Below are 23,570 nucleotides of genomic sequence, written 5' to 3' on the forward strand. Positions count from 1 at the left end.
GGCTGGCTGAAGACACACAACGCAATCTAAGAACGCTCGCAGAACCTGCTGTAGGAGCGGCCTTGTGGCGCGAAGGGCTGCAAAGCAGCCCCGGCAGATTGCCTGCGCAACTGAGATCGCGGGGCCGCTGCGCGCCCCTTCGCGACACAAGGCCGCCCCTACAGGGGGCCGAGTCGCCTGCTCACATAAATATAAAAGAGGTAATTTCTCATGGCTAAAATCGGTTTCCTCGGCACCGGCATCATGGGCAAGCCCATGGCTCAGAACCTGCAAAAAGCAGGTCACAGCATTTTCGTTTCCACCCACCACGAGGCCGCACCGGCTGACCTGATCGCCGCTGGCGCAGTGGCGCTGGCCAACCCGAAAGAGGTTGCCCAGGAAGCCGAGTTCATCATCGTCATGGTGCCGGACACCCCGCAGGTCGAAAGCGTACTGTTCGACCAGAACGGCGTCGCCGAAGGCGTGGGCCCGAACAAGGTGGTGATCGACATGAGCTCGATCTCGCCAACCGCCACCAAGGCCTTTGCCGAGAAGATCAAGGCCACCGGTGCCGCCTACCTCGACGCACCAGTGTCCGGTGGTGAAGTCGGTGCCAAGGCCGCGACCCTGAGCATCATGGTCGGTGGCTGCCCGAACGCCTTCGAACGCGCCCTGCCGCTGTTCGAAGCCATGGGCAAGAACATCACCCGCGTCGGCGGCAACGGTGACGGCCAGACGGCCAAGGTCGCCAACCAGATCATCGTCGCCCTGAACATCCAGGCCGTCAGCGAAGCTCTGCTGTTCGCGGCCAAGAACGGTGCAGACCCTGCCAAGGTGCGTGAAGCGCTGATGGGCGGCTTCGCCTCCTCGAAGATCCTCGAAGTGCATGCCGAGCGCATGATCAAAGGTACCTTCGACCCAGGCTTCCGCATCAATCTGCACCAGAAAGACCTGAACCTGGCCCTGCAAGGCGCCAAGGAGCTGGGCATCAACCTGCCCAACACCTCCAACGCCCAGCAAGTGTTCAGCACCTGCGTGGCACTGGGCGGCGGCAACTGGGACCACTCGGCGCTGATCAAAGGCCTGGAGCACATGGCCAACTTCTCGATCCGCGGCGAGAAATAAGCTTCAAGCTGTAAGCCTCAAGCGGCAAGCAAAAGCAGGTCTGCTTTTACTTGCGGCTTGTAGCTTGAAGCTTGCAGCTCTGGGGACCGCCCCTGGTTCGGCCTGCACGGAGGCAGTTCCAGGGGCGTTTTCGATTCTGCAGAACAACAATAATTGGGAGCCTGCCATGTCGGTCGATCCGCAAAAACTTCTCCGCGACCTGTTCGACACAGCCATCGCTGCCGCCCACCCCCGTCAAGTCCTCGAACCCTACCTGCCCGCCGACCGTAGCGGCCGGGTCATCGTCATCGGCGCCGGCAAAGCCGCAGCGGCCATGGCCGAAGTGGTCGAGAAGAGCTGGCAGGGTGAAGTGTCCGGGCTGGTGGTCACACGTTACGGTCATGGCGCCAACTGCCAGAAGATCGAAGTGGTCGAAGCCGCCCACCCGGTCCCCGACGCCGCTGGCCTGGCCGTGGCCAAACGTGTGCTGGAACTGGTCAGCGACCTGAACGAAGACGACCGCGTCATCTTCCTGCTCTCTGGCGGTGGTTCGGCCCTGCTGGCGCTGCCAGCCGAAGGCCTGACCCTGGCCGACAAGCAACAGATCAACAAGGCGCTGCTCAAATCCGGTGCCACCATCGGCGAGATGAACTGCGTGCGCAAGCACCTCTCGGCGATCAAGGGCGGCCGCCTGGCCAAAGCCTGCTGGCCCGCCACTGTCTACACCTATGCCATTTCCGATGTGCCCGGCGACCTGGCTACGGTCATCGCCTCCGGCCCTACCGTGGCCGACCCGAGCACCTCGGCCGACGCCCTGGCGATCCTCAAGCGCTACAACATCGAAGCGCCCAAGGCCGTCATCGACTGGCTCAACAACCCCGCCTCGGAAACCGTCAAGGCCGATGACCCGGCCCTGGCCCGCAGCCACTTCCAGCTGATCGCCAAGCCCCAGCAATCGCTTGAAGCCGCTGCAGTGCAAGCCCGCCAGGCCGGCTTCAGCCCGCTGATCCTCGGCGACCTGGAAGGTGAATCGCGTGAAGTGGCCAAGGTGCATGCCGGTATCACCCGGCAGATCGTCCAGCACGGGCAGCCGCTCAAAGCACCTTGTGTGATCCTTTCTGGCGGCGAAACCACCGTCACCGTACGCGGCAATGGCCGTGGCGGGCGCAATGCGGAGTTTTTGCTCAGCCTCACCGAAAGCCTGAAGGGCCTGCCGGGCGTGTACGCCCTGGCTGGTGATACCGACGGCATCGACGGCTCGGAAGAAAACGCCGGCGCCGTCATGACGCCAGCCAGCTTCGCCCGCGCCGAGGCCCTGGGCCTGTCGGCCAGTGACGAGCTGGACAACAACAACGGCTACGGCTATTTCGCCGCACTCGATGCGCTGATCGTCACTGAGCCGACCCGCACCAACGTCAACGACTTCCGCGCCATCCTGATCCTTGAGACTGCACAATCATGACGCCTGATAAAAAAGTCAAAATCCTCGCCACCCTCGGCCCTGCGATCAATGGCATCGACGATATCCGCCAGCTGGTAGAAGCCGGGGTGAACATCTTCCGCCTCAACTTCAGCCATGGCGAACACGCCGACCACGCCCTGCGCTACCAGTGGATCCGCGAGGTCGAGCAGCAACTGAACTACCCGCTCGGCATCCTCATGGACTTGCAGGGCCCCAAGCTGCGCGTTGGCCGCTTTGCCGAAGGCAAGGTGCAGCTGCAACGCGGCCAGGCGCTGCGCCTGGACCTGGACAAGGCCCCGGGTGACAGCCGCCGGGTCAACCTGCCGCACCCGGAGATCATCGCCGCGCTGGAGCCCGGCATGGACCTGCTGCTGGACGACGGTAAGCTGCGCCTGCGGGTGACCGCCAAGCACAGCGATGCCATCGACACCGAAGTGCTGGCCGGTGGCGAGCTGTCCGACCGCAAGGGTGTCAACGTGCCGCAAGCGGTGCTTGACCTCTCCCCGCTCACCGAAAAGGACCGCCGCGACCTGGCCTTCGGCCTGGAACTGGGCGTGGACTGGGTGGCGCTGTCGTTCGTGCAACGCCCCGAAGACATCCTTGAGGCCCGCCAGCTGATCGGCGACCGTGCCTACCTGATGGCCAAGATCGAAAAGCCGTCGGCCGTGGAGCAGCTGCAGGCGATTGCCGAACTGTCCGATGCAATCATGGTGGCGCGTGGCGACCTGGGTGTGGAAGTGCCGGCCGAGAGCGTGCCGCAGATCCAGAAACGCATCATCGGCACCTGCCGCCAGCTGGGTAAACCGGTGGTGGTGGCCACGCAGATGCTCGAATCCATGCGTTTCTCGCCAGCCCCGACCCGCGCCGAAGTCACCGACGTCGCCAATGCCGTTGCCGAAGGTGCCGATGCGGTGATGCTGTCGGCCGAGACCGCTTCGGGTGACTACCCACTGGAAGCCGTGCAGATGATGAGCAAGATCATCCGCCAGGTGGAGAACGGCCCGGATTACCAGGCCCAGCTCGACGTTGGCCGGCCCAAAGCTGAAGCCACCGTGTCGGACGCCATCAGCTGCGCGATCCGCCGGATCAGCGGCATCCTGCCGGTGGCGGTGCTGGTCAACTACAGCGAGTCGGGGGCTTCGACCCTGCGCGCCGCACGCGAGCGGCCACGGGCACCGATCCTCAACCTGACGCCGAACCTGGTCACTGCCCGCCGCTTGAGCGTGACCTGGGGCGTGCACTCGGTGGTCAATGACCGTTTGCGCCAGGTAGATGAGGTGGTCTCCACCGCACTGGAAATTGCCCAGGCCCAAGGCATGGCCAGCCGTGGTGACACATTGCTGATCACTGCCGGTGTGCCGTTCGGCAAGCCGGGCTCGACCAACAGCCTGCGGATCGAGACCTTGGTCTGAGATTGCCGGGGGCGCTTTGCGCCCCTTTCGCGACACAAGGCCGCTCCTACCGGCGAACGCGAAACCCTGTAGGAGCGGCCTTGCGTCGCGAAAGGAGGGCAAAGCCCTCCCCTTGCACCCCAACAACAGACACGCGGAAAACCGAGGCCCAAAGAGGCCCACCGCTCTTCCATCAACCTTACCGACTGCCCATGTACACCAAAAATTTCGTCAACCCGTGCCCCGACTGGGCCACGGCGCTACTCAACGGCTTCAGCCAGGTACTGCTGCTGCGCAGCCCCCTGTGCGGCCTGTGCTGCCTGCTGGCCATCCTGCTGACCGCCCCCGACCTGGTCGGCGGTGCCCTGCTCGGCGCCCTCGCCGGCCTGCTCACCGCACAGCGCCGCGGCTATGACCGCGCCGACCGCCAGGCCGGGCTTTACTGCTATAACGGCGTGCTGATCGGCATCCTGATCTGCGCGGTACTGCCCTGGTCGGCAATCATGCCGCCGCTGATCATCGCTGCCGGTGGGCTGTCCAGCATCATTACCCACCAGTGGCGCAAGCGCGGGGGCAAACTGCTGATCGCCTACACCGCCCCTTTCGTGCTGCTGGGTTGGGGCACACTGCTGCTCGCCAGCCCCTCACCCAGCGGCTTCGTCGAAGCCGACCCTCTGTATGCTCTGGCGCGGGGCGTAGGCCAGATTTTCCTGCTCGACCAGCCATTGGCCGGGTTGCTGATCATCTTAGGCATGTTCATCGCCAACCCCTATGCCGCGATGTGGGCGGTGATCGGCTCGGCCATCGGTGGCAGCGTAGCCTTGTTTGCCGAAGCGCAATCTGCCTGGCTGGGTCTGTACGGCTTCAACGCGGCACTGGCGGCGCTGGCCTTCAGCAGGCAGGGTGAAAAGCCTTGGGTGACCCTACTGGCGATTGCCCTGGCTCTACTGCTGCAACCGCTGTTCAAGCTGCTACCGGTGCCCGGCCTGACCGCCCCGTTCGTCGCCGCCTGCTGGCTGATGCACTTGGGCAGCCACCTGGCCCAGCCCAGGCAGCGCAATGCCAGGCGCTTGCACAGCTGAAACGCAACCCCTAGGCTCAGCCCATCGCTTTTGTGGAACGAGCCCATGAACAACCCTGCGAGCCTGCGCGAACGGCTCTACGTCATCGTATTCCAGACCGACACCGTCGCCGGCCGGCGCTTCGACAAGACCCTCCTGCTGATCATCCTGGCCAGCCTGGTCACGGTGATCCTCGACAGCATCGACGAGATTCACCAGAACTACGCAGGCCTGCTGGCCGGTATCGAATGGGGCTTCACCGCGATCTTCCTGGCCGAGTACATCACTCGCCTTTACTGCTCGCCCAAGCCCATGCGCTACGCCTTCAGCTTCTATGGCCTGGTCGACCTGCTGGCGATCGTGCCGGGGATCATCGCCCTGTACTACAGCGACGCGCAGTACCTGCTGATCATCCGGGTGATCCGCATGCTGCGGATTTTCCGTGTGCTCAAGCTCGGCCAGTACCTGAACCAAGCGAATTACCTGATGGCGGCACTGCGTGGCAGCAAGCAGAAGATCATCGTGTTTCTGCTCAGCGTGTCGACCCTGGTTACTGTGTTCGGCACCTTGATGTATGTGATCGAGGGCCCCGAGCACGGCTTTACCAGCATCCCCAAAGGCATCTACTGGGCCATTGTCACGCTCACGACCGTGGGCTTTGGCGATATCGTGCCGAAAACACCGCTGGGCCAGGTGCTGTCCTCACTGGTGATGATCACCGGTTATTCGATCATTGCCGTGCCCACAGGGATTTTCACCGCCGAACTGGCCAATGCCATGCGCGCCGAACAGTTGCAGCACGACTGCCCAAGGTGCAGCAAAAAGGCCCATGAACACGGCGCTGCATTTTGCTCGCGCTGCGGTAACCTGCTGTTCCCGAAAACAGAATAAGCAAAGAGCCATTTGGTCTTTAGTCGTTCAATAACGAAACGCTATAGTCGCGCATAAGTTACCAAACACTCCGGAACAAGGACGCATCGTGAAAAAACTCTTCACTGCTTCGCTGCTGGCCGCCGGCCTGGCGTTCGGCACCCTCGCTCAGGCCGCTCCGACCCTGCTCAACGTTTCATACGACGTGATGCGCGACTTCTACAAGGATTACAACCCAGCGTTTCAGAAACACTGGGAAGCCGAGCACAACGAGAAGGTCAACGTGCAGATGTCCTTCGGCGGTTCGAGCAAACAGGCACGTGCAGTGATCGATGGCCTGCCGGCCGACGTCATCACCATGAACATGGCCACCGACATCAATGCGCTGGCCGATATCGGCAAGCAGGTGCCGGACAATTGGGTTACACGCCTGCCCAACAACAGCGCCCCGTTCACCTCGGCCACTGTGTTCATCGTGCGCAAGGGCAACCCCAAGGCACTCAAAGACTGGCCTGACCTGCTCAAGGATGGGGTGCAGGTAATCGTGCCCAACCCCAAGACCTCGGGTAACGGGCGCTATACCTACCTGTCGGCCTGGGGTTATGTGCTCAAGCAGGGCGGTGACGAGAACAAGGCCAAGGACTTCGTCGGCAAGCTGTTCAAACAGGCACCGGTACTCGATACCGGTGGCCGAGCCGCGACCACGACCTTCATGACCAACCAGATCGGCGATGTGCTGGTGACCTTCGAGAACGAAGCCGAAATGATCGCCCGCGAATTCGGCCGCGACCAGTTCGAAGTGGTCTACCCGAGCGTGTCGGCCGAAGCCGAACCACCGGTGAGTGTGGTCGACAAAGTGGTAGCGAAGAAGGGCACCCAGGCCGTGGCCGAGGAATACCTCAAGTACCTGTGGTCGCCGGCAGCCCAGGAAATCGCGGCACAGAACTACCTGCGTCCGCGTGATGCAACCGTACTGGCCAAGTACACCGACCGCTTCCCGAAGGTCGACTTCCTGTCGGTGGAGAAAACCTTCGGTGACTGGCGCACCGTGCAGAAGACCCACTTCAACGATGGTGGGGTGTTTGACCAGATCTATACCGGTCAGTAATTGAATGCTGCCCTCACTGGCCGCCATCATGACGCTCAGTGAATGTGTCCCAGAGCATCAGGCCGGTGATTTACCGCGAAATACCAAGGCCTTCAAGCCCCCCGCCGGATCGGCATCCGGAAACTCCGGGGGGTTGTCCAAGCGCTCGACGAAGGCCAAAGCCGGGGCCTGCTCAGCCATGCCCTCGATCAGAAACTCCGGCCCGATCGCCGGATCATTCACGCACGCCAGCACAGTCCCACCCTCGGTCAGCAACTCTGGCAAGCGCCGCAAGATCTTTGCGTAATCCTGGGTCAGCACGAAACTGCCTTTCTGAAAGGTGGGCGGGTCGATGATGATCAAATCGTAGAGTCCGTACTTGCGCACCTTGCCCCACGACTTGAACAGTTCATGCCCCAGGTACGCCACCCGCGATGCATCGTGGCCATTGAGGCGATGGTTGTCTCTGCCACGGGACAGCGCCGACTTGGCCATGTCCAGGTTGACCACCTGCTCGGCGCCCCCGGCAATCGCTGCCACCGAGAAGCCGCAGGTGTAGGCGAACAGGTTCAGCACACGCTTGCCCGCCGCCTGCTCACGCACCCAGCGTCGGCCGTAGCGCATGTCGAGAAACAGGCCGTTGTTCTGCCGCACGCCCAGGTCGAGCAGATAGGTCAGGCCATCTTCGACCACCTCGCGCTGCTGGCACGGCTCGCCCCACAACCACTGGCCCGGGCTGTCCGGCAGGTAACGGTGCTGGATGAGGATCGCTTGGCCGGCCCACTGTGGGTGCTCGGCGAGGTTGCGCAGCATGGCCTCTAGTTCTGCCAACTGGCCCTCGGGTGGTTCACGGAACAACGCTACCGACAGCACGCCCTGCAACCAGTCGACGGTGACCTGCTCCAGCCCCGGCCAGCAACGGCCGCGACCATGGAACAGGCGGCGGGTTTCCTGCGGGGCGGGGTCGAGGGCGGTGAGCAGATGCTGTTCGAGGGTGTGGATCGGCGAAGTCATGGCGGGTCGCAAGCAGATAAAAGGGAGCATTCTACCCCGCTAGGCCGCTGCGTGCCCTATCGCCGGCTTGTTCGGCGATAGGTCATACAGCGGCCTCACTATCCTTTGGCAATGATCGGCGCCGAACGGAACCACCACCCTTGCTGCATGCCCGCCGCCGCCAGCAAGATCAGCGCCACACCGAGCCACTGCAGTGGCGCCAGGCGGTGCCCGAAGGCCACCCAGTCGACCAGGATCGCGGCAATCGGGTAGATGAATGAAAGGGCACCGGTCAACGCCGTGGGCAGGCGCTGGATGGCACTGTACAGCAGCACGTACATCAGCCCCGTGTGCGCCATGCCCAACGTCACCAGGCTGGCCAACGCCGAAGGCTCGCCAGGCAACCCGCCCAGCTTGACCCACGGCGCCAGCAGTATTACGCCGGTCGCTACCTGGATCAAGGCAATCAGATGCGGTGGCGTGCCGCTCAGGTGCTTGATGATCAATGCGGCAATGGCATACAGAAACGCCGCCCCCAGCGCCAGCGCAATGCCCACCAAGTACTCTTCACCGCTGCCCTGCCCTGCGCCATGGGCGCTGACGATGGCCAGCATGCCAAGGAACGCCACGCTCAGCCAGGTGAGCTTGGCCATAGTGATCTTCTCGCCCAGAAACACTGCCGCCAGCCCCACCAGCAGGAACGGCTGGACGTTGTACACCGCTGTGCCGATGGCGATCGACGCCCGCGAATAGGAAGCGAACAGCAACACCCAGTTGCCGACGATGGCCACGCCGCTGGCAATGGCCAAGAGCAAAGCCGTGCGGCTGGTCACGCCGGGCTTGAGGAACCCGAACGCCGCGCAGATCACCAGCAACGTGCCAGTACCGAACACGCAACGCCAGAACACCACGTCCAGCACCGGCTGCCCGGATACCAGCACGAACCAGCCAATGGTCCCGGAAATCAGCATGGCAGCGACCATTTCCAGCGAGCCACGGCGCAACGAACTGTCCATCTCACACCTCCCATTGATGATGGCCACAGTATGCAGAGGCTGACGATTAACCTACCAGCGGATAACCAAGGCAAAATGGCCAGTGCGCCTTTACTATCAAGGGGAAATCTCTCCTTAACCTAATGAGGCGTATATGACCGATGCCATCGACCAACTCCTGATCAATGCCCTGATGGAAGATTCCCGCCGCTCACTGAAAGCACTGGCGCAGATCAGTGGCCTTTCTGCACCCAGCGTCAGCGAGCGCCTGCGCCGTCTGGAGGAGCGCGGCGTGCTGCGGGGTTACACCGTGGATGTCGATGCGCGCAGCTTTGGTTACCAATTGCAGGCCATCGTGCGCATTCGCCCGCTGCCGGGGCAGTTGCAGGAGGTGGAACGGCAGATTGTCGCGATTCCCGAGTTCACCGAGTGCGACAAGGTAACGGGCGAGGATTGCTTCATTGCCCGGCTGCATGTGCGGTCGATGGAACAGCTCGACGCCCTGCTTGACCGTATCAATGTGCTAGCTGACACCAACACGGCGATCATCAAGAAGAGCCCGGTAAAGCGGCGCTTGCCGCCGATGGACTGAGGCGCCTGGAAAACCTGACCCACCTCTGTACACATAAATGTCACCTTAGGTGCCATTTTTGTGTGCATAAGTGCTAGCAATGCCCCATTACGTTACACAGTTCGCGCAACTTAATCTGACCAAATGATCAACTAATTATCCGAACAAAAAATTAAACCTGTTCAATTGGTCAATTTATAGTTTCTTTAATTCATCAACTTAGCTTTCAGAGAGATAGATTCGAGATAGTGACAACTCGAAGTACGGTTTTTGAGTGGCATGGAACTCGCTTTTGTGTGTTCGTGTTTTGTATACAAGTTAAACAGAACATAAATACACAAGAACCCGCGACGCCGCCCCAAACCGGCCGCCGCGCCCAGAACCCAGTGATGCCAACGCTGCACTGACGAGATGGCGAGCCCGTGCGCATGCCCGCTCATCGCAGTCCACGTGCATCAGGAGCCTGCCGGAATGAGTACCAGCCTCGACCTTGCCCCTGAACTATCCGTCGCCAGCACCACCCCCGCTTCCTCCCTGGCCGGCCATGCGCCACAACTTGAACTGAGCCCGCGCCTGCATAACCGCGACCTTGCCCCGACGCGCATAGAGGGCCGCCGCTGGGGGCGCTACAGTATCTTCGCGCTGTGGACCAACGATGTGCACAACATTGCCAACTACTCATTCGCCATGGGCTTGTTCGCCCTGGGCCTGGGCGGCTGGCAGATACTCTTGTCATTGGCGATCGGCGCCGCGCTGGTGTACTTCTTCATGAACCTGTCCGGCTACATGGGGCAGAAGACCGGCGTGCCGTTCCCGGTGATCAGCCGCATCGCCTTCGGCATCCATGGCGCGCAGATCCCTGCGCTGATCCGTGCAGTGATTGCCATCGCCTGGTTCGGCATCCAGACCTACCTGGCCTCTGTAGTGCTGCGCGTGCTACTCACGGCCGTGTGGCCGCAACTCGCCAGCTATGACCAGGACAGCATCCTCGGCCTGTCGAGCCTGGGCTGGGTGTGCTTCGTGGCGATCTGGCTGGTGCAACTGGTGATCCTCGCCTACGGCATGGAGATGGTGCGCCGCTACGAGGCATTCGCCGGCCCGGTGATCCTGCTGACCGTGGCCAGCCTGGCGGTGTTCATGTACTTCAAGGCCGATGCGCGCATCGCCTGGTCGGTGGCCGAGCCGCTGACCGGTTACGAGATGTGGCGCAACATATTCGCCGGCGGCGCGCTGTGGCTGGCAATCTACGGCACCCTGGTGCTCAACTTCTGCGACTTCGCCCGTTCCTCGCCGTGCCGCAAGACCATCCGCGTAGGCAACTTCTGGGGCCTGCCGGTGAACATCCTGGTCTTCGCGGTCATCACCGTGGTGCTGTGCGGCGCACAGTTCCAGATCAATGGCCAGATCATCGACAGCCCGACCCAGATCGTTGCCAGCATCCCCAACACCGCTTTCCTGGTGCTCGGTTGCCTGGCCTTCCTGATCGTCACCGTTGCGGTGAACATCATGGCCAACTTCGTCGCCCCGGCCTTCGTGCTGAGCAACCTGGCGCCGCGGCACCTGAACTTTCGCCGCGCGGGGTTGATCAGCGCCACCCTCGCCGTGTTGATCCTGCCATGGAACCTCTACAACAGCCCGCTGGTGATCGTCTACTTCCTGTCCGGCCTGGGCGCCCTGCTGGGCCCTCTGTACGGGGTGATCATGGCCGACTACTGGCTGCTGCGCAAAGGCTGCATCAACGTGCCGGAGCTGTACAGCGAACACCCGGCCGGGGCCTACCATTACAGCAAGGGCATCAACCTGCGGGCCGTCGCCGCGTTCCTGCCGGCCGCGCTGCTGGCCATCGTCCTGGCGCTGGTGCCCAACTTCCATGCCATCGCGCCTTTTTCCTGGCTGATCGGTGCCGGCATCGCCGCTGCGCTGTACCTGCTGATCGCCCCGCGCAACCGCCATTACGCTGATGTCAGCGGCGAATGCATCGCCGTCGACCACAGCAGCCACTGATCAAGGAGCAGTGTTCATGCGTATTCTGATCGCCAACGTCAACACCACCGAAGCCATCACCGAGGCCATCGCCGAACAGGCCCGCAGCGTGGCGTCGCCCGGCACGCAGATCATCGGCCTGACCCCATGGTTCGGTGCCGAGTCGGTGGAGGGCAATTTCGAGAGCTACCTGGCCGCCATTGCCGTGATGGACCGCGTGCTGGCCTACGAGGGCCCGTACGATGCCGTGATCCAGGCCGGCTACGGCGAACATGGCCGCGAAGGTCTGCAGGAACTGCTGAACGTGCCGGTGGTGGACATCACAGATGCCGCCGCCAGCACTGCGATGTACCTGGGCCACGCCTACTCGGTGGTGACCACCCTGGACCGTACCGTGCCACTGATCGAAGACCGCCTGAAGCTTTCCGGGCTATACGACCGCTGCGCCTCGGTGCGCGCCAGTGGCCTGGCCGTGCTGGAACTGGAGGCAGACCCGCAGCGTGCGGTACAGGCCATCATCGAACAGGCCGAACGGGCGGTGCGCGAAGACAAGGCCGAGGTGATCTGCCTTGGCTGTGGCGGCATGGCCGGGCTGGACGAGCAGATTCGCCAACGCACCGGGGTGCCGGTGGTCGATGGCGTGAGCGCGGCGGTGACCATTGCCGAATCGTTGGTGCGGATGGGGCTGAGCACGTCCAAGGTGCGGACCTATGCCACCCCGCGGGCGAAGAAAGTGGTGGGCTGGCCGATGCGGTTCGGGCGGTAAAGCCTCAGGGGTCTTCGCCGGCCCTATCGCCGGCAAGCCGGCTCACACAGGTTGCCCCGCTGCTCTCAAATTCAGCTCAACCCAGTGGGAGTCGGCTTGCTTGCCAAGACAGTAACAGCAGATCAGGTCGGACAGCTATGCGCACCGCCATCCAGGCCCTGGCGTATGTTGCGGCTGAGCAGGCTGGCCTTGCCGTCGCGCCAGGTCAAGGTCAGAACATACAGGGTGTCGAAGTCATCGCCCTGCCAATCTTCGGTGATCACCCGGTCCTCACCCAGCGCCTTGCCGGCGACAGTATTGATCAGCTCCGGCAGGTAACCATGGGACCAGGCAGTGTAGACGGTGGCGTTGCGGTACTTGCCACTGAGCAATTCATCGGCTAGCTCATCGGTGTCGTTTGCACCATAATCGATATTCACCGGCAGGCCGAGACGTATCGCACTCGGGGTGATGGTCATCAGTGGCCGGATGTAGCTGTAGCTCTGGTCACTGCTGCCTTCCTCGACCTCTCGTGTCGGGTTGGCTGCGAAGACGAAATCGGCGTTGCCGAAGCGCTCGGGCAGCAGCGTGGCCAGGTCCAGTGCACGGTTGAGGCCTTGACAGTTCAACTGCCCCAACCCTTCGCCGGGTTTCTCGGCATGGCGCAGAAACACCAGGGTCTGGGTGCCATCGACCGGTTGAGCGCGGCTTTCGACCAATTCCAGTGCCAAGGGCACCGCCGCACCGACGAGTGCGAGGCTCAGCAGCAGGTGGCGACTACGGCGAACAAACGGTGGCAACTTCATGTAGGCAGGCTCTTGTGGCAGACAGTTTCGGGTCGACCCGCCACATTGCCCTGAGGCTCAAGCCGCAAGGCATCCTTGTAGTGAATGCCATCCCTGGCCAACGAGTAGGGGTCAGAGTGCCCTCAACGCGTTTGGTTCCTCCCTGGGCAAGACTTACGTTAAGGCATACATGTTGCCGAATTATGTAAAGCCTGCCGGCCGCATCCGACACTCAGTCCTCCCGCGTCAACACCTCGAGCAATTCGATCTCGAACGTCAGGTCCGAATTCGGCGGGATCGCGCCCACGCTACGTTCGCCATAGCCAAGGTGCGCCGGCACCTGCAGCTTGCGTTTGCCCCCCACGCGCATGCCCATCAGGCCTAGGTCCCAGCCCTTGATCACGCGGCCCGTGCCGATCACGCACTGGAACGGCTTGCCGCGCGACCAGGACGAGTCGAACTCGCTGCCATCGGCCAGCCAGCCGGTGTACTGGGTGGTGATCAGGGCCCCTTTGACGGCGGCCTTGCCGTCGCCTTCGACGAGGTCGGTGATTTGCAGTTCGCTGCTCATGGGCATGCTCCAACGCTGAAATTCAAGGCCGCCCTTTTCTCAGGAATGCACGGGTTTGGCAAGCCGCCAGGCTCAACCCAACTGCTCGAAGGCTTGCTGTCCAGTCAATTCCTTGGTTTGGTTGGCAAAGCAGTACCAGGCAGGTTTCTGCTCGACGAATATCTGCAGGTCGAAATCCCAAGCCTCATCGCCGTCCAGCAGGCCCACCGGCACCGCGTAGAAATCGTTGGCCTTGAGCCGGTAATACAGGTGAGTGCCGCAGCGCCCGCAAAAGCCGCGCTGGGCCCAGTCGGATGAATCGTAGACGCCGGGCGAACGCCCTTCGATGACCGGCGGCTGGCTGCAGTGAACGACCAGCAACGGCCCACCGGTCCACTTGCGACACATGCTGCAATGGCAGGCACTGATATGGGTGTTGTCGAGGGTGACCGTGAGCTTCGTGGCGCCGCACAGGCAGGCGCCTTGTTTCTCCATGACCATGGGGTGCTCCATTAGCGAGGATTGGGCCAGCAATTATAGATGCCCGGTAGGAGCGGCCTTGTGTCGCGATGGGCTGCAAAGCAGCCCCCTGGTTTAATGATGATTGCGTAACTCGAGAGGCCGCGTTGCGGCCTGATCGCGACACAAGGCCGCTCCTACAGTGGACTACACAAACGTCTAGATGTAGACAGTACCGCGCAGGTACAACGCCGCCCGCCCGCTGATGATCACTCGGCCATTACCTGGCACCTCACAGTGCAGCTGGCCCTTGCGCGCGCCGCCCTGCTCGCAGGTCAGGGTGCGCTTGCCCAACCGCTGCGCCCACAAAGGCGCAAGTGAGGTGTGCGCAGAACCTGTGACCGGGTCTTCGTTGACACCGACTCGCGGGCCGAACCAGCGCGTGACGAAATCGTATCCGCGCCCGGGCGCGGTCACGGCGATGCCACGCACATCGAAGGCCGACAAGGCGACGAAATCAGGCTGCAGCGGGTCCAAAAGCGAGGCGTCATCGATCATCACGACATAGTCGTCGGACTGATACACCGCACTCGCCCCGCTCAACCCCAGCGCCTTCAGCAAACCGGCGGGCGCCTCGACGGCCAGCGGCTGCTTGGCCGGGAAGTCCATGGCCAGCAAGCCGTCGGCCCCGCGGCTAACCCGCAATTCACCGCTGCGGGTGTTGAAGCGCAGTACTTCTGCCTGCTCGCCCAACTGCTCGAACAGCACATAGGCCGACGCCAAAGTGGCATGGCCACACAGCTCGACCTCCACCGCCGGGGTGAACCAGCGCAGGTCGAAGGTTTCGCCATTGCGCACGAAATAGGCGGTTTCGGAGAGGTTGTTCTCTTCGGCGATACGCTGCAGCACGTCATCAGGCAGCCAGCTTTCAAGCGCGATCACTGCTGCCGGGTTGCCACCGAACGGCTCGGCGGAAAAGGCATCGACCTGGAAGATCTCGAGTTGCATGCGAACACTCCTTGTGGCCCGGGCAGCGCCGGGCAGAAACTAAAACGAAGGTTACGGACGGACTGGTGTGAGTACCGGTTCGCCGGCAAAGAAGGCCTGTAGATTGCGCAGGACCAAGGCCACCGTGTCGCGCGCCGCTTCAGGGGATTGCCCGGCCACATGCGGGGTGAGCACCGTATTGCCGAGGGCCTTGAGGGCATCGGGCACGGCCGGTTCGTCATCGAACACATCAAGTGCTGCACCCGCAAGTTGCCCGCGCTGCAGCGCGCCGACCAGGGCCTGGGTATCCACCACGCTGGCACGGGCGATGTTCACCAAATAGCCCTCGGGGCCCAAAGCCTCGAGCACCCGAGCATCGACCAGATGGTGCGTATTGGCACCGCCCGGGGTGGCCACGACCAGAATGTCGACGGCATCGGCCAGGTGCAACGGGCTGTCGTACCAGGTGTAAGGCACGCCCTGGCGCGGTGTGCGGCTGTGGTAGCTGATGTTCATGTCGAAGCCGAGGCTGGCACGTTTGGCGATAGCCAGGCCAACTGCGCCCAGGCCGAGGATGCCGAGGCGCTTGCCACTAACCGAGGGGCTGATGACCCGGTGCCACTCGCCGCGGCGGATACCGGCATCGGCGCGGGGGAATGTCGCGCAGCAGGGCCAGCAGCATCGCCAGGGTGTGGTCGGCCACGGCGGCGGCATTGGCACCCGCGCCATTGGTGACGGTAATGCCACGGGCAGCGGCGGCGGCCAGGTCGACGTGTTCGTAACCGGCGCCGATCACGCAGATGATCTGCAAGCTGGGCAAGGCTTGGATTTCCACAGCGGTCAGGCCCAGCGGGCCGCGGGTAAGCACCGCATCGATTTCAGCGCCTTGGCGCTGGATGGCGTCGGCACGCAGTGGCGCGGACGGTGCACGGATCAGCCGGTAGCCGGCCTGTTCGAGCAGGGGCAGGTAATCATCGACGGTTTCCACCAACACCAGGACTGTCTTGCTCATGCACCCCTCCGGCTCAAATTCGAAGGGGCATTATGCGGAGTCGGCGGGCGGTACAGTCAATCTGTAAATCGTGGGTCAACTGTACTGTATCGGTTGGCCTGAAAAGGCAACAACAACTACTGAGCGAACGCCCGGCCCAGCCCACCGGGTACACCACTGCTGTCGGTCTCCTGCCACGGGCCATCCGGGCTCAAAGACCAGCTCCAGCCATTGTCATAACGGTAGTAGGTGCGCTGCCGATAGAACGTATTGGGCTTCTTCTCCAATACATAAACACCCAGTTTCGGATCCCAATGGCTGGCGCCCCCCGGCGGCGGTGCAAAGCTTGCGGAGGTCCGCGGCATCGGTTTGGGGGTCGCTGCCGGTTTGCTCGGCTGCGTGGCCGGTTGGCCGCCAGGCAGTGGCTTGACCACCGGCCCCTTGTGCGGCGGCACCGTTTCGATCGGTGGCGCCGGCTGTTCGTACGGCTCGCGCACCGTACACGCAGACAAACCCAGGGCCAGGGTGATCAGGGTCAGGCGGACGGCGTTTCGCATGGCAGGGTTCTCTTACGGGTCGGGGCTGTCGATGGTCAGGAGCTGGGTGGCCTGGGTCTTGCTGGGCAGCGGTGCGCCCTGGCCGATCCACTCACCACGGGTGGGCTGGCCGGCGCGCGATACCCTTGCAACCAGTTGGACTTCGGCGAAGTCGGACAGTTTCATCTGCGGCATCATCGCATCGGCGTCAGACAATTCTACCTCCAGCGGCAATTGGGCAACGGTCACCCGTTTGGCCGCCAGCGGCATGGGCGGGCCGCTGGTGGCGCGGGCGAAGATGAACACAGTGTCGCTGGGCTTGACCTTGTCCTTGAGCGCCGGTGCAAGCTCTACCCGCACCTTCAGGCGTGCCGCCACCGGGGTCTCGGGCTTGCCTGTATTGCCACCCAGGCGCTCTGCCGCACGGTCGATACCGCCTTGCAAGGCCGCCCGTGAGGCGTCGCCCTCAGGCAACTGCGCCAGCAGGCGGTTCCAGTAGTCGATGGCTTCCTGATAGCGCTCGCCTTCAAAGGCCGCAATGCCGCGCAGGCCAAGGCTGGTCACTTCGTTCGGGTCGGCCTTGAGCGCCTCGTCGGTCAGCGCCTGCACCTGTGCGCTCCACTGCTTGTTGGCAGCGAAATACAGGGCCTGGGCCCATTGGCCGAGCAATTCGGGCTGGCGACCGGCCAGGGCCACGGCGCGCTCGTAGGCCTTGGCCGCATCTGCCGGGCGCTGCTCGGCCATGTAGGCGCGGCCCAGGAAATACAGGCCTTCGGCCGAATCCGGCTGAGCCTGGACGGCGCGCTCAAGGCGCGTGGTCATTTCTTCCATCGACTTGGGCGCAGCAGCGAACTCCTGAGTCAGCTCCACTTTGTCCGCAGCACCAAAGTGCAGATACAGACCAAGCGCCACCACCGGCACCAGTACTGCGGCCAGCAGTGGCAGCACCTTGCCCAGGTGCCCCTGGCGCGGCGCTTCGGCGCCTTCGGTATCGGCCAGCAGTTCACGGGCGGCCTCATCGCGGCCGTTGGCCAGTTGCGCGTCATCCAGCACACCGGCGGCCTGTTGGGCAGCCAGTTCGGCGACACGTTCCTGATACAGCGCCACGTTCAGCGCAGTACGGTCTTCTTCCTGCTGCTGGCGACGGCCACGCAGGGTCGGGATCAGCAGAAAGCCGAGGGCGGCGAGCAGCAGCAGGCCCGCACCAAGCCAGAATTCAGTCATGGTTCTGTTCTTTATCCAGCAGTTTGGCGAGACGCTCGCGTTCTTCGACGGACAACTCGTGCGAACCTTGGGTAGCCGGCACACGGCGGCGGCGGACAATCACCGCCAGCACCGCAAAGCCACCGACCAGCAGAATGCCCGGGCCGAACCAGAGCAGCCAGGTACGCCCAGTGAGGGCTGGCTTGTAGCGCACAAAGTCGCCATAGCGGTCGACCATGAAGTCGACGATCTGCTGATTGCTCTTGCCTTCGCCCAGCATGCGGAAGATCTCGCGGCGCAGGTCGGCGGCAATCGGTGCGTTGGAGTCGGCGATGTCCTGGTTCTGGCACTTGGGGCAGCGCAGTTCCTTGGTCAGTTGCTGATAACGCTCACGCTCGGCGTCGTCGCGGAACTGGTACGTATCGATGGCCGCCCTGGCCATGCCGGCAACACTCAAACCCAGTACTACGGCCGCAAGCCAGCGCCTCATGGCTTGGCCTCGTCGACCAGGCCCTGATACAGCGGTGCCAGTTGCTCGCGCCACACGGTGGCATCGACGACGCCCACATGCTTGTAGCGGATGATGCCCTTGGCGTCGATCAGGAAGGTTTCCGGCGCGCCATAGACGCCCAGGTCCAGGCCCAGGCTGCCCTGCTCGTCGCGAATATCCAGCTGGTACGGGTTGTGGAACTCGGCCAGCCACTTCAGGGCGGCAGCATTGTCGTCCTTGTAGTTGATGCCGTAGATCACCACGCCCTGCCCGGCAAGCTGGTTGAGGTAAGGGTGCTCGACCTTGCACGACGGGCACCAGGTGGCCCATACGTTGACCAGCGCCGGGCGGCCTTGCAGGTCGGCCTGGGTCAGAGTGCGATCGCCCTGGGTCGAGGCCAGGGAAAACGCCGGGAACGGCTTGCCGATCATTGCCGAGGGCAGCTCGTCGGGCTTGAGGAACAGGCCCTTGTAGAGGAAAACGGCCAACAGCAGGAATACCGCCAGTGGCACCACCATGATCCAACGCTTCATGCAGCTGCTCCAGACACGCCCAGGACATCACGCACCCGGGTCTTGACCTTGACGCGGTAGCGCCGGTCGAGGGCCGCCAGCAAACCGCCCAGGCCGGTCAGAAGACCGCCCAGCCAGATCCAGCGGACGTAAGGCTTGATATGCACGCGCACGGCCCAGGCGCCGTTGTCCAGCGGCTCGCCCAAGGCAACGTACAGGTCGCGGGTGAAACCGGCATCAATGCCGGCCTCGGTCATCATCGACTGCTGCACGGTATAGAGCCGCTTCTCGGGGTGCAGCGTGGTCACTTCACGGCCATCGCGGCTGACGACGACGGTGCCCTTGTCGGAAATGAAGTTCGGCCCTTCGAAGTGCTTGGCGCCCTGGAACAGGAACTGATAACCACCCAGCTCCACGCTTTCACCCGGGGCCAGGCGCAGGTCACGCTCGGCACTGTTGTTGCTCGACAGCACCACGCCAAGGGCGCACACCGCAAGCCCCAAGTGCGCCAGCTGCATGCCCCAGTAGCTGCGCGTCAGGCCACGCACGCCTTTGGCCAGGCCCTTGTGGCGGGTCTTGTCGAAAATGTCGCGCAACCCGCTGAGCACCACCCAGGCTGCCAGGGCAAAAGCGGTAAGGGTCGGCCAGTCGAAGTCGTCGACGATGAACCCGGCCACTGGCGCCAGCACTGCGCTCGCGATCAGTACCGGCGTCATCATGCTCGCCAGCCACTTGCCTGGGGTGTCCTTCCAGCGCACCACCACACCGATGCCGAGCACCACCATCAACAGTGCCATCAGCGGCAGGAACAAGGCATCGAAGTACGGCGGGCCCACCGACAGCTTGGCCCCGGTCAGGGCATCGAGCACCAACGGGTAGAGGGTGCCGAGCAGGATCATCGAAGCCGCCACCACCAGCACCAGGTTGTTGGCCAGCAGCAGCGTCTCGCGCGACCACAGGGCAAAGCCCACCTGGCTTTTGACCACTGGGGCACGCAGGGCGAACAGGGTCAGCGAACCACCGACCACGAACAGCAGGAAGATCAGGATGAACACGCCACGTGAAGGGTCGGAGGCGAAGGCATGCACCGAGGTCAGCACGCCGGAACGCACCAGGAACGTCCCCAGCAGGCTCAGCGAGAACGCGGCAATCGCCAGCAGCACGGTCCAGCTCTTGAACACGCCGCGTTTTTCCGTCACCGCCAGCGAGTGGATCAGTGCCGTGCCCACCAGCCAAGGCATGAAAGAAGCGTTTTCCACCGGGTCCCAGAACCACCAGCCGCCCCAGCCCAGTTCGTAATAGGCCCACCAGGAGCCCAAGGTGATGCCCACGCCGAGAAACGCCCAGGCAATGATGGTCCAGGGCCGCGACCAGCGCGCCCACGCTGCATCCAGGCGCCCGCCCAGCAGCGCGGCGATGGCGAAGGCGAAGGCCACCGAAAAGCCCACATAACCCATGTACAGCATCGGCGGGTGAACGATCAGGCCAAAGTCCTGCAGCAGCGGGTTGAGGTCGCGGCCATCGGTCGGCACTTGCGGCAGCAAGCGCTGGAACGGGTTGGAGGTGATGATCAAAAAGCTCAGGAAGCCCACACTGATCATGCCCATCACCGCCAGCACCCGCGCCAGCATCACTTGCGGCAGCTGGCGCGAGAACACCGATACGGCGAAGGTCCAGCCACCGAGAATCAGCGCCCACAGCAGCAACGAGCCTTCGTGCGCGCCCCACACGGCACTGAACTTGTAGTACCAGGGCAAGGCGCTGTTGGAGTTGCTGGCCACGTACGCAACCGAGAAGTTGTCGGTCATGAAGGCGTGGGTCAGGCAAACGAAAGCAAAGGCCAGGAAGGCAAATTGGCCCCAGGCCGCCGGGCGTGCCAGGCTCATCCACAGGCTGTCGCCGCGCCAGGCGCCGAGCAACGGCACGGTCGCCTGCACAACGGCGAAACAGATCGCCAGGATCATCGCCAATTGGCCCAGTTCAGGGATCACCAACGCCGCATTCATGGTTTGGCCTCCGCGGCACTGGCGGCCTGGCCGCTTTCCTTCAGGGCCTTGGTGACTTCTGGCGGCATGTATTTCTCATCGTGTTTGGCCAGCACTTCATCGGCCACCACCACACCCTCGGCATTGAGCTTGCCCAGGGCGACGATGCCCTGCCCTTCGCGGAACAGGTCGGGGAGGATGCCGCGGTAGGTGATTGGCACCGACTTGTTGAAGTCGGTGACCACGAAACGCACATCAAGGGAGTCGCCCGAGCGCTGCAGCGAGCCCTTCTCGACCATGCCGCCTGCGCGGATGCGGGTGTCCAGCGGCGCCTCGCCATTGGCGATCTGCGTCGGTGTGTAGAACAGGTTGATGTTCTGTTGCAGGGCGCTCAGGGCAAAGCCGACGGCAACCGCCACCCCGACCAGCAGGCCGAGTATCAGGAACAGGCGTTTCTTGCGCTGCGGATTCACTGGTTGTTCTCCCGGCGCAGACGGCGCGCCTCATCTTGCAGATAGCGACGGCGGGCCAGCAACGGCGCGGCGACATTGACCGCCAGCACTGCCATGCAGATGGCGTAGGCCGACCAGACATACAGGCCATGGTGGCCCATGGCGAGGAAATCGCCGAATGAAGAAAAGCTCATCACACGGCCCTCCGGCCCAGGCTGTTCAATACTTCTTCCCTGACCCAGCTGGCACGCGCTTCGCGCTTGAGTACTTCAAGGCGCATGCGCAGCAACAGCACGGCGCCGAAGAAGCAGTAGAAGCCCAGCGCCGTGCACAGCAGCGGCAGCCACATCTCGGCGGGCATGGCCGGTTTTTCGGTCAGGGTGAAGGTGGCGCCCTGGTGCAGGGTGTTCCACCACTCCACCGAATACTTGATGATCGGGATATTGATCACCCCAACGATGGCCAGCACGGCACAGGCCTTGGCCGCGCTGTCACGGTTACTGATTGCCTGGCCCAGGGCGATGATGCCGAAGTACAGGAACAGCAGAATCAGCATCGACGTGAGCCGCGCATCCCAGACCCACCAGCTGCCCCAGGTCGGCTTGCCCCAGATGGCCCCGGTCACCAGCGCCACGGCAGTCATCCAGGCGCCGATGGGCGCTGCGCACTGCAGGGCGACATCCGCCAGCTTCATCTTCCACACCAGCCCCACCACGCCAGCCACCGCCAGCAGCACGTAGCACGATTGTGCAAGCATGGCCGCCGGCACGTGGATATAGATGATGCGGAAGCTGTTGCCCTGCTGGTAGTCCTGGGGGGCAAAGGCCAGGCCCCAGATCACCCCCGTCACCAGCAGCAGGATGGCCGATACGCTCAGCCACGGCAGCATGCGGCCGCTGATGGCATAGAACCATTTTGGGGAGCCAAGCTTGTGGAACCACGTCCAGCTAATTTTCATCAGGGTACATCCAGGGTATTAGCCGGGCTTGAGAGCCCGGGACTCGTTATTCACCGACGCTGATCTTCAGGCCGGCCGCTATCGCAAAGGGTGCCAGTGTCACCGCCAGGGCCGTAAGGCTGGCCAGCCAGAGCAGATGGCCGGTCGCCGGCATATTTTGCAACGCCGCCTGCAACGCACCACTGCCCAGGATCAATACAGGGATATACAACGGCAGAATCAGCAATGCCAGCAGCAACCCACCGCGCTTGAGGCCAACCGTCAGCGCCGCACCTACCGCACCCAGCAGGCTCAGCACTGGCGTGCCCAGCAACAGCGAGCCCAGCAGCACCGGCAGGCAATGGCTTGGCAGCCCCAGCATCAGTGCCAGCAGCGGCGCCAACAATACCAGCGCCAGCCCGGAAAAGATCCAGTGCGCCAGCACCTTAGCCAGCACCAGCACTGCCAGAGGGTGCGGCGACAGCACCCACTGCTCCAGCGAGCCGTCTTCGAAATCGCTGCGAAACAGGCCATCGAGCGACAGCAGCACTGCCAGCAGGGCCGCCACCCAGACCAAACCGGGCGACAAGGTTTGCAACAATTGACTTTCCGGCCCAACCGCCAGCGGGAACAGTGCCACCACGATAGCGAAGAACACCAAAGGGTTGGCCAGTTCCGCCGGGCGGCGGAACAACAGGCGCGCTTCACGGCGCAACAACAGAATGAATACGCTCATGCCGCCCATTGCCCCAGGTTCAGTTCGCGATAGCCGGAGGGCTTTTGGTCAAGCGTGTGGTGGGTGGTCAGCACCACCGTGCCGCCGCGCTCGCAATGGCGTGCCAGATGGGCCTCCAACTGCGCGACCCCTTGCTTGTCCAGCGCGGTGAAGGGTTCATCGAGGATCCACAACGGCGGGCTGTGCAAGTACAGCCGGGCAAGCGCTACACGGCGCTGCTGCCCGGCAGACAGGGTATGGCAGGGAACATCTTCGAAACCGCGCAAGCCGACCGCTTCCAGAGCAGCCCAGATCGCTTCGGCTGTGGCAGGCTGGTGCAAGGCACACAGCCAGGCCAGGTTTTCTTCAGCGCTGAGCAAGTCCTTGATACCGGCAGCATGGCCGATCCAAAGCAGGATGCTGGCCAGCGCATGGCGTTGTTCGGCCAACGGCTTGCCGCCCAGCAGGATCTGCCCGGCAGTCGGCTGCATCAGCCCGGCCAACAGGCGCAGCAGGCTGGTCTTGCCGCTGCCGTTGGGGCCGCTGATCTGCAGCATGTCGCCTGGCCGCAGCTCGAAATCCAGGTGCTCGAACAGCAGGCGCCAGTCGCGCTCGCAGGCCAGGCCCACGGCTTGGAGGTGAAGGGTCACGGTTTCGCCTTATCCAGTTTACGGCTCAAGTCGCCCCCCTGGCTGCCGTTATACTGGCAGTGGCGGACGGCCGGCAT

The 23,570-nt window shown here is 63.2% G+C and carries 25 protein-coding genes and 1 pseudogene; 9 read left to right on the top strand and 17 right to left on the bottom strand.

Annotated elements, in window-relative coordinates; all coding sequences use genetic code 11:
* Window positions 1-210: 210 nt before the first annotated feature.
* From EGJ09_RS21245 to EGJ09_RS21270, 6 genes are all read left to right on the top strand, one after another.
* The gene (locus EGJ09_RS21245; RefSeq protein ID WP_039603965.1) at window positions 211-1,104 is read left to right on the top strand and encodes a 2-hydroxy-3-oxopropionate reductase; all 894 of its coding nucleotides are present in this window, start codon (window positions 211-213) and stop codon (window positions 1,102-1,104) included.
* 166 nt (window positions 1,105-1,270) lie between these two features.
* Window positions 1,271-2,545, top strand: coding sequence for a glycerate kinase (locus tag EGJ09_RS21250; RefSeq protein WP_046785315.1), 1,275 nt, complete (start codon window positions 1,271-1,273; stop codon window positions 2,543-2,545).
* Entirely contained in the window at window positions 2,542-3,957 is a 1,416-nt protein-coding gene (pyk, locus tag EGJ09_RS21255) for a pyruvate kinase (RefSeq protein WP_125924714.1), read from the top strand. Before EGJ09_RS21250 ends, pyk begins: the two co-directional genes overlap by 4 nt.
* Before the next feature lie 191 nt (window positions 3,958-4,148).
* Window positions 4,149-5,018: an urea transporter gene (locus EGJ09_RS21260; RefSeq protein ID WP_115274204.1), complete on the top strand. Its 870-nt coding sequence runs from the start codon at window positions 4,149-4,151 to the stop codon at window positions 5,016-5,018.
* A gap of 45 nt (window positions 5,019-5,063) precedes the next feature.
* On the top strand, window positions 5,064-5,888 hold the full coding sequence (locus EGJ09_RS21265; RefSeq protein WP_046785318.1) for an ion transporter: 825 nt from the start codon (window positions 5,064-5,066) through the stop codon (window positions 5,886-5,888).
* Window positions 5,889-5,976: 88 nt separating this feature from the next.
* On the top strand, window positions 5,977-6,975 hold the full coding sequence (locus tag EGJ09_RS21270) for a sulfate ABC transporter substrate-binding protein (protein ID WP_125924715.1): 999 nt from the start codon (window positions 5,977-5,979) through the stop codon (window positions 6,973-6,975).
* A gap of 57 nt (window positions 6,976-7,032) precedes the next feature.
* Here the strand turns inward: EGJ09_RS21270 and EGJ09_RS21275 are convergent, their stop codons facing one another.
* A complete protein-coding gene (locus tag EGJ09_RS21275) occupies window positions 7,033-7,968 on the bottom strand; it encodes a class I SAM-dependent methyltransferase (RefSeq protein WP_125924716.1) in 936 nt (311 codons plus the stop codon).
* A gap of 98 nt (window positions 7,969-8,066) precedes the next feature.
* Window positions 8,067-8,963 carry a DMT family transporter gene (locus EGJ09_RS21280; protein WP_125924717.1) on the bottom strand — a complete coding sequence of 299 codons (897 nt, stop codon included), beginning with the start codon at window positions 8,961-8,963 and terminating at the stop codon, window positions 8,067-8,069.
* 133 nt (window positions 8,964-9,096) lie between these two features.
* Here EGJ09_RS21280 and EGJ09_RS21285 point away from each other — a divergent pair, with 133 nt between their 5' ends.
* From EGJ09_RS21285 to EGJ09_RS21295, 3 genes are all read left to right on the top strand, one after another.
* Window positions 9,097-9,534 carry an Lrp/AsnC family transcriptional regulator gene (locus EGJ09_RS21285; RefSeq protein ID WP_039603292.1) on the top strand — a complete coding sequence of 146 codons (438 nt, stop codon included), beginning with the start codon at window positions 9,097-9,099 and terminating at the stop codon, window positions 9,532-9,534.
* Window positions 9,535-9,984: 450 nt separating this feature from the next.
* Window positions 9,985-11,517 (top strand): NCS1 family nucleobase:cation symporter-1, encoded by a 1,533-nt coding sequence (locus EGJ09_RS21290; RefSeq protein WP_046785322.1) that lies wholly within the window; start codon window positions 9,985-9,987, stop codon window positions 11,515-11,517.
* Between the two features lie 16 nt (window positions 11,518-11,533).
* The gene (locus tag EGJ09_RS21295; protein WP_125924718.1) at window positions 11,534-12,262 is read left to right on the top strand and encodes an aspartate/glutamate racemase family protein; all 729 of its coding nucleotides are present in this window, start codon (window positions 11,534-11,536) and stop codon (window positions 12,260-12,262) included.
* Window positions 12,263-12,384: 122 nt separating this feature from the next.
* Here EGJ09_RS21295 and EGJ09_RS21300 read toward each other — a convergent pair whose 3' ends face one another.
* From EGJ09_RS21300 to ccmA, 15 genes and pseudogenes are all read right to left on the bottom strand, one after another.
* Window positions 12,385-13,047, bottom strand: a complete 663-nt coding sequence (locus EGJ09_RS21300) for a histidine phosphatase family protein (RefSeq protein ID WP_125924719.1) — start codon at window positions 13,045-13,047, stop codon at window positions 12,385-12,387.
* A 211-nt stretch (window positions 13,048-13,258) separates the two neighbouring features.
* Window positions 13,259-13,597, bottom strand: a complete 339-nt coding sequence (locus tag EGJ09_RS21305) for an FKBP-type peptidyl-prolyl cis-trans isomerase (protein WP_125924720.1) — start codon at window positions 13,595-13,597, stop codon at window positions 13,259-13,261.
* A gap of 72 nt (window positions 13,598-13,669) precedes the next feature.
* Window positions 13,670-14,077 (bottom strand): GFA family protein, encoded by a 408-nt coding sequence (locus EGJ09_RS21310; protein ID WP_046785326.1) that lies wholly within the window; start codon window positions 14,075-14,077, stop codon window positions 13,670-13,672.
* A 177-nt stretch (window positions 14,078-14,254) separates the two neighbouring features.
* Window positions 14,255-15,043 carry a PhzF family phenazine biosynthesis protein gene (locus tag EGJ09_RS21315; protein ID WP_046785327.1) on the bottom strand — a complete coding sequence of 263 codons (789 nt, stop codon included), beginning with the start codon at window positions 15,041-15,043 and terminating at the stop codon, window positions 14,255-14,257.
* Window positions 15,044-15,094: 51 nt separating this feature from the next.
* Window positions 15,095-16,034 (bottom strand): annotated as a pseudogene (locus tag EGJ09_RS21320) (2-hydroxyacid dehydrogenase).
* A 116-nt stretch (window positions 16,035-16,150) separates the two neighbouring features.
* Window positions 16,151-16,570, bottom strand: a complete 420-nt coding sequence (locus tag EGJ09_RS21325) for a lipoprotein (RefSeq protein WP_039601243.1) — start codon at window positions 16,568-16,570, stop codon at window positions 16,151-16,153.
* 12 nt (window positions 16,571-16,582) lie between these two features.
* Window positions 16,583-17,773, bottom strand: coding sequence for a c-type cytochrome biogenesis protein CcmI (gene ccmI, locus EGJ09_RS21330; protein WP_125924721.1), 1,191 nt, complete (start codon window positions 17,771-17,773; stop codon window positions 16,583-16,585).
* Window positions 17,766-18,242: a cytochrome c-type biogenesis protein gene (locus EGJ09_RS21335; RefSeq protein WP_125924722.1), complete on the bottom strand. Its 477-nt coding sequence runs from the start codon at window positions 18,240-18,242 to the stop codon at window positions 17,766-17,768. Before EGJ09_RS21335 ends, ccmI begins: the two co-directional genes overlap by 8 nt.
* Window positions 18,239-18,775, bottom strand: a complete 537-nt coding sequence (locus EGJ09_RS21340) for a DsbE family thiol:disulfide interchange protein (protein ID WP_012315479.1) — start codon at window positions 18,773-18,775, stop codon at window positions 18,239-18,241. Before EGJ09_RS21340 ends, EGJ09_RS21335 begins: the two co-directional genes overlap by 4 nt.
* Window positions 18,772-20,745, bottom strand: coding sequence for a heme lyase CcmF/NrfE family subunit (locus tag EGJ09_RS21345; RefSeq protein ID WP_177010805.1), 1,974 nt, complete (start codon window positions 20,743-20,745; stop codon window positions 18,772-18,774). The genes EGJ09_RS21340 and EGJ09_RS21345 overlap by 4 nt, the downstream gene beginning before the upstream one ends.
* Window positions 20,746-20,756: 11 nt before the next feature.
* Entirely contained in the window at window positions 20,757-21,212 is a 456-nt protein-coding gene (gene ccmE, locus EGJ09_RS21350; protein ID WP_046785332.1) for a cytochrome c maturation protein CcmE, read from the bottom strand.
* Window positions 21,209-21,385 carry a heme exporter protein CcmD gene (gene ccmD / locus EGJ09_RS21355; protein WP_039601249.1) on the bottom strand — a complete coding sequence of 59 codons (177 nt, stop codon included), beginning with the start codon at window positions 21,383-21,385 and terminating at the stop codon, window positions 21,209-21,211. Before ccmD ends, ccmE begins: the two co-directional genes overlap by 4 nt.
* Entirely contained in the window at window positions 21,385-22,149 is a 765-nt protein-coding gene (locus EGJ09_RS21360) for a heme ABC transporter permease (RefSeq protein WP_125924723.1), read from the bottom strand. The genes ccmD and EGJ09_RS21360 overlap by 1 nt, the downstream gene beginning before the upstream one ends.
* A gap of 46 nt (window positions 22,150-22,195) precedes the next feature.
* Complete coding sequence (gene ccmB, locus EGJ09_RS21365) at window positions 22,196-22,873, bottom strand: heme exporter protein CcmB (protein ID WP_371316859.1); 678 nt, start codon at window positions 22,871-22,873, stop codon at window positions 22,196-22,198.
* The gene (gene ccmA, locus EGJ09_RS21370; protein ID WP_046785334.1) at window positions 22,861-23,493 is read right to left on the bottom strand and encodes a cytochrome c biogenesis heme-transporting ATPase CcmA; all 633 of its coding nucleotides are present in this window, start codon (window positions 23,491-23,493) and stop codon (window positions 22,861-22,863) included. Before ccmA ends, ccmB begins: the two co-directional genes overlap by 13 nt.
* Between the last annotated feature and the right edge of the window lie 77 nt (window positions 23,494-23,570).

This window comes from Pseudomonas sp. p106 (assembly GCF_003936645.1).
In the GTDB taxonomy this organism is placed as follows: Bacteria; Pseudomonadota; Gammaproteobacteria; order Pseudomonadales; family Pseudomonadaceae; genus Aquipseudomonas; species Aquipseudomonas putida_E.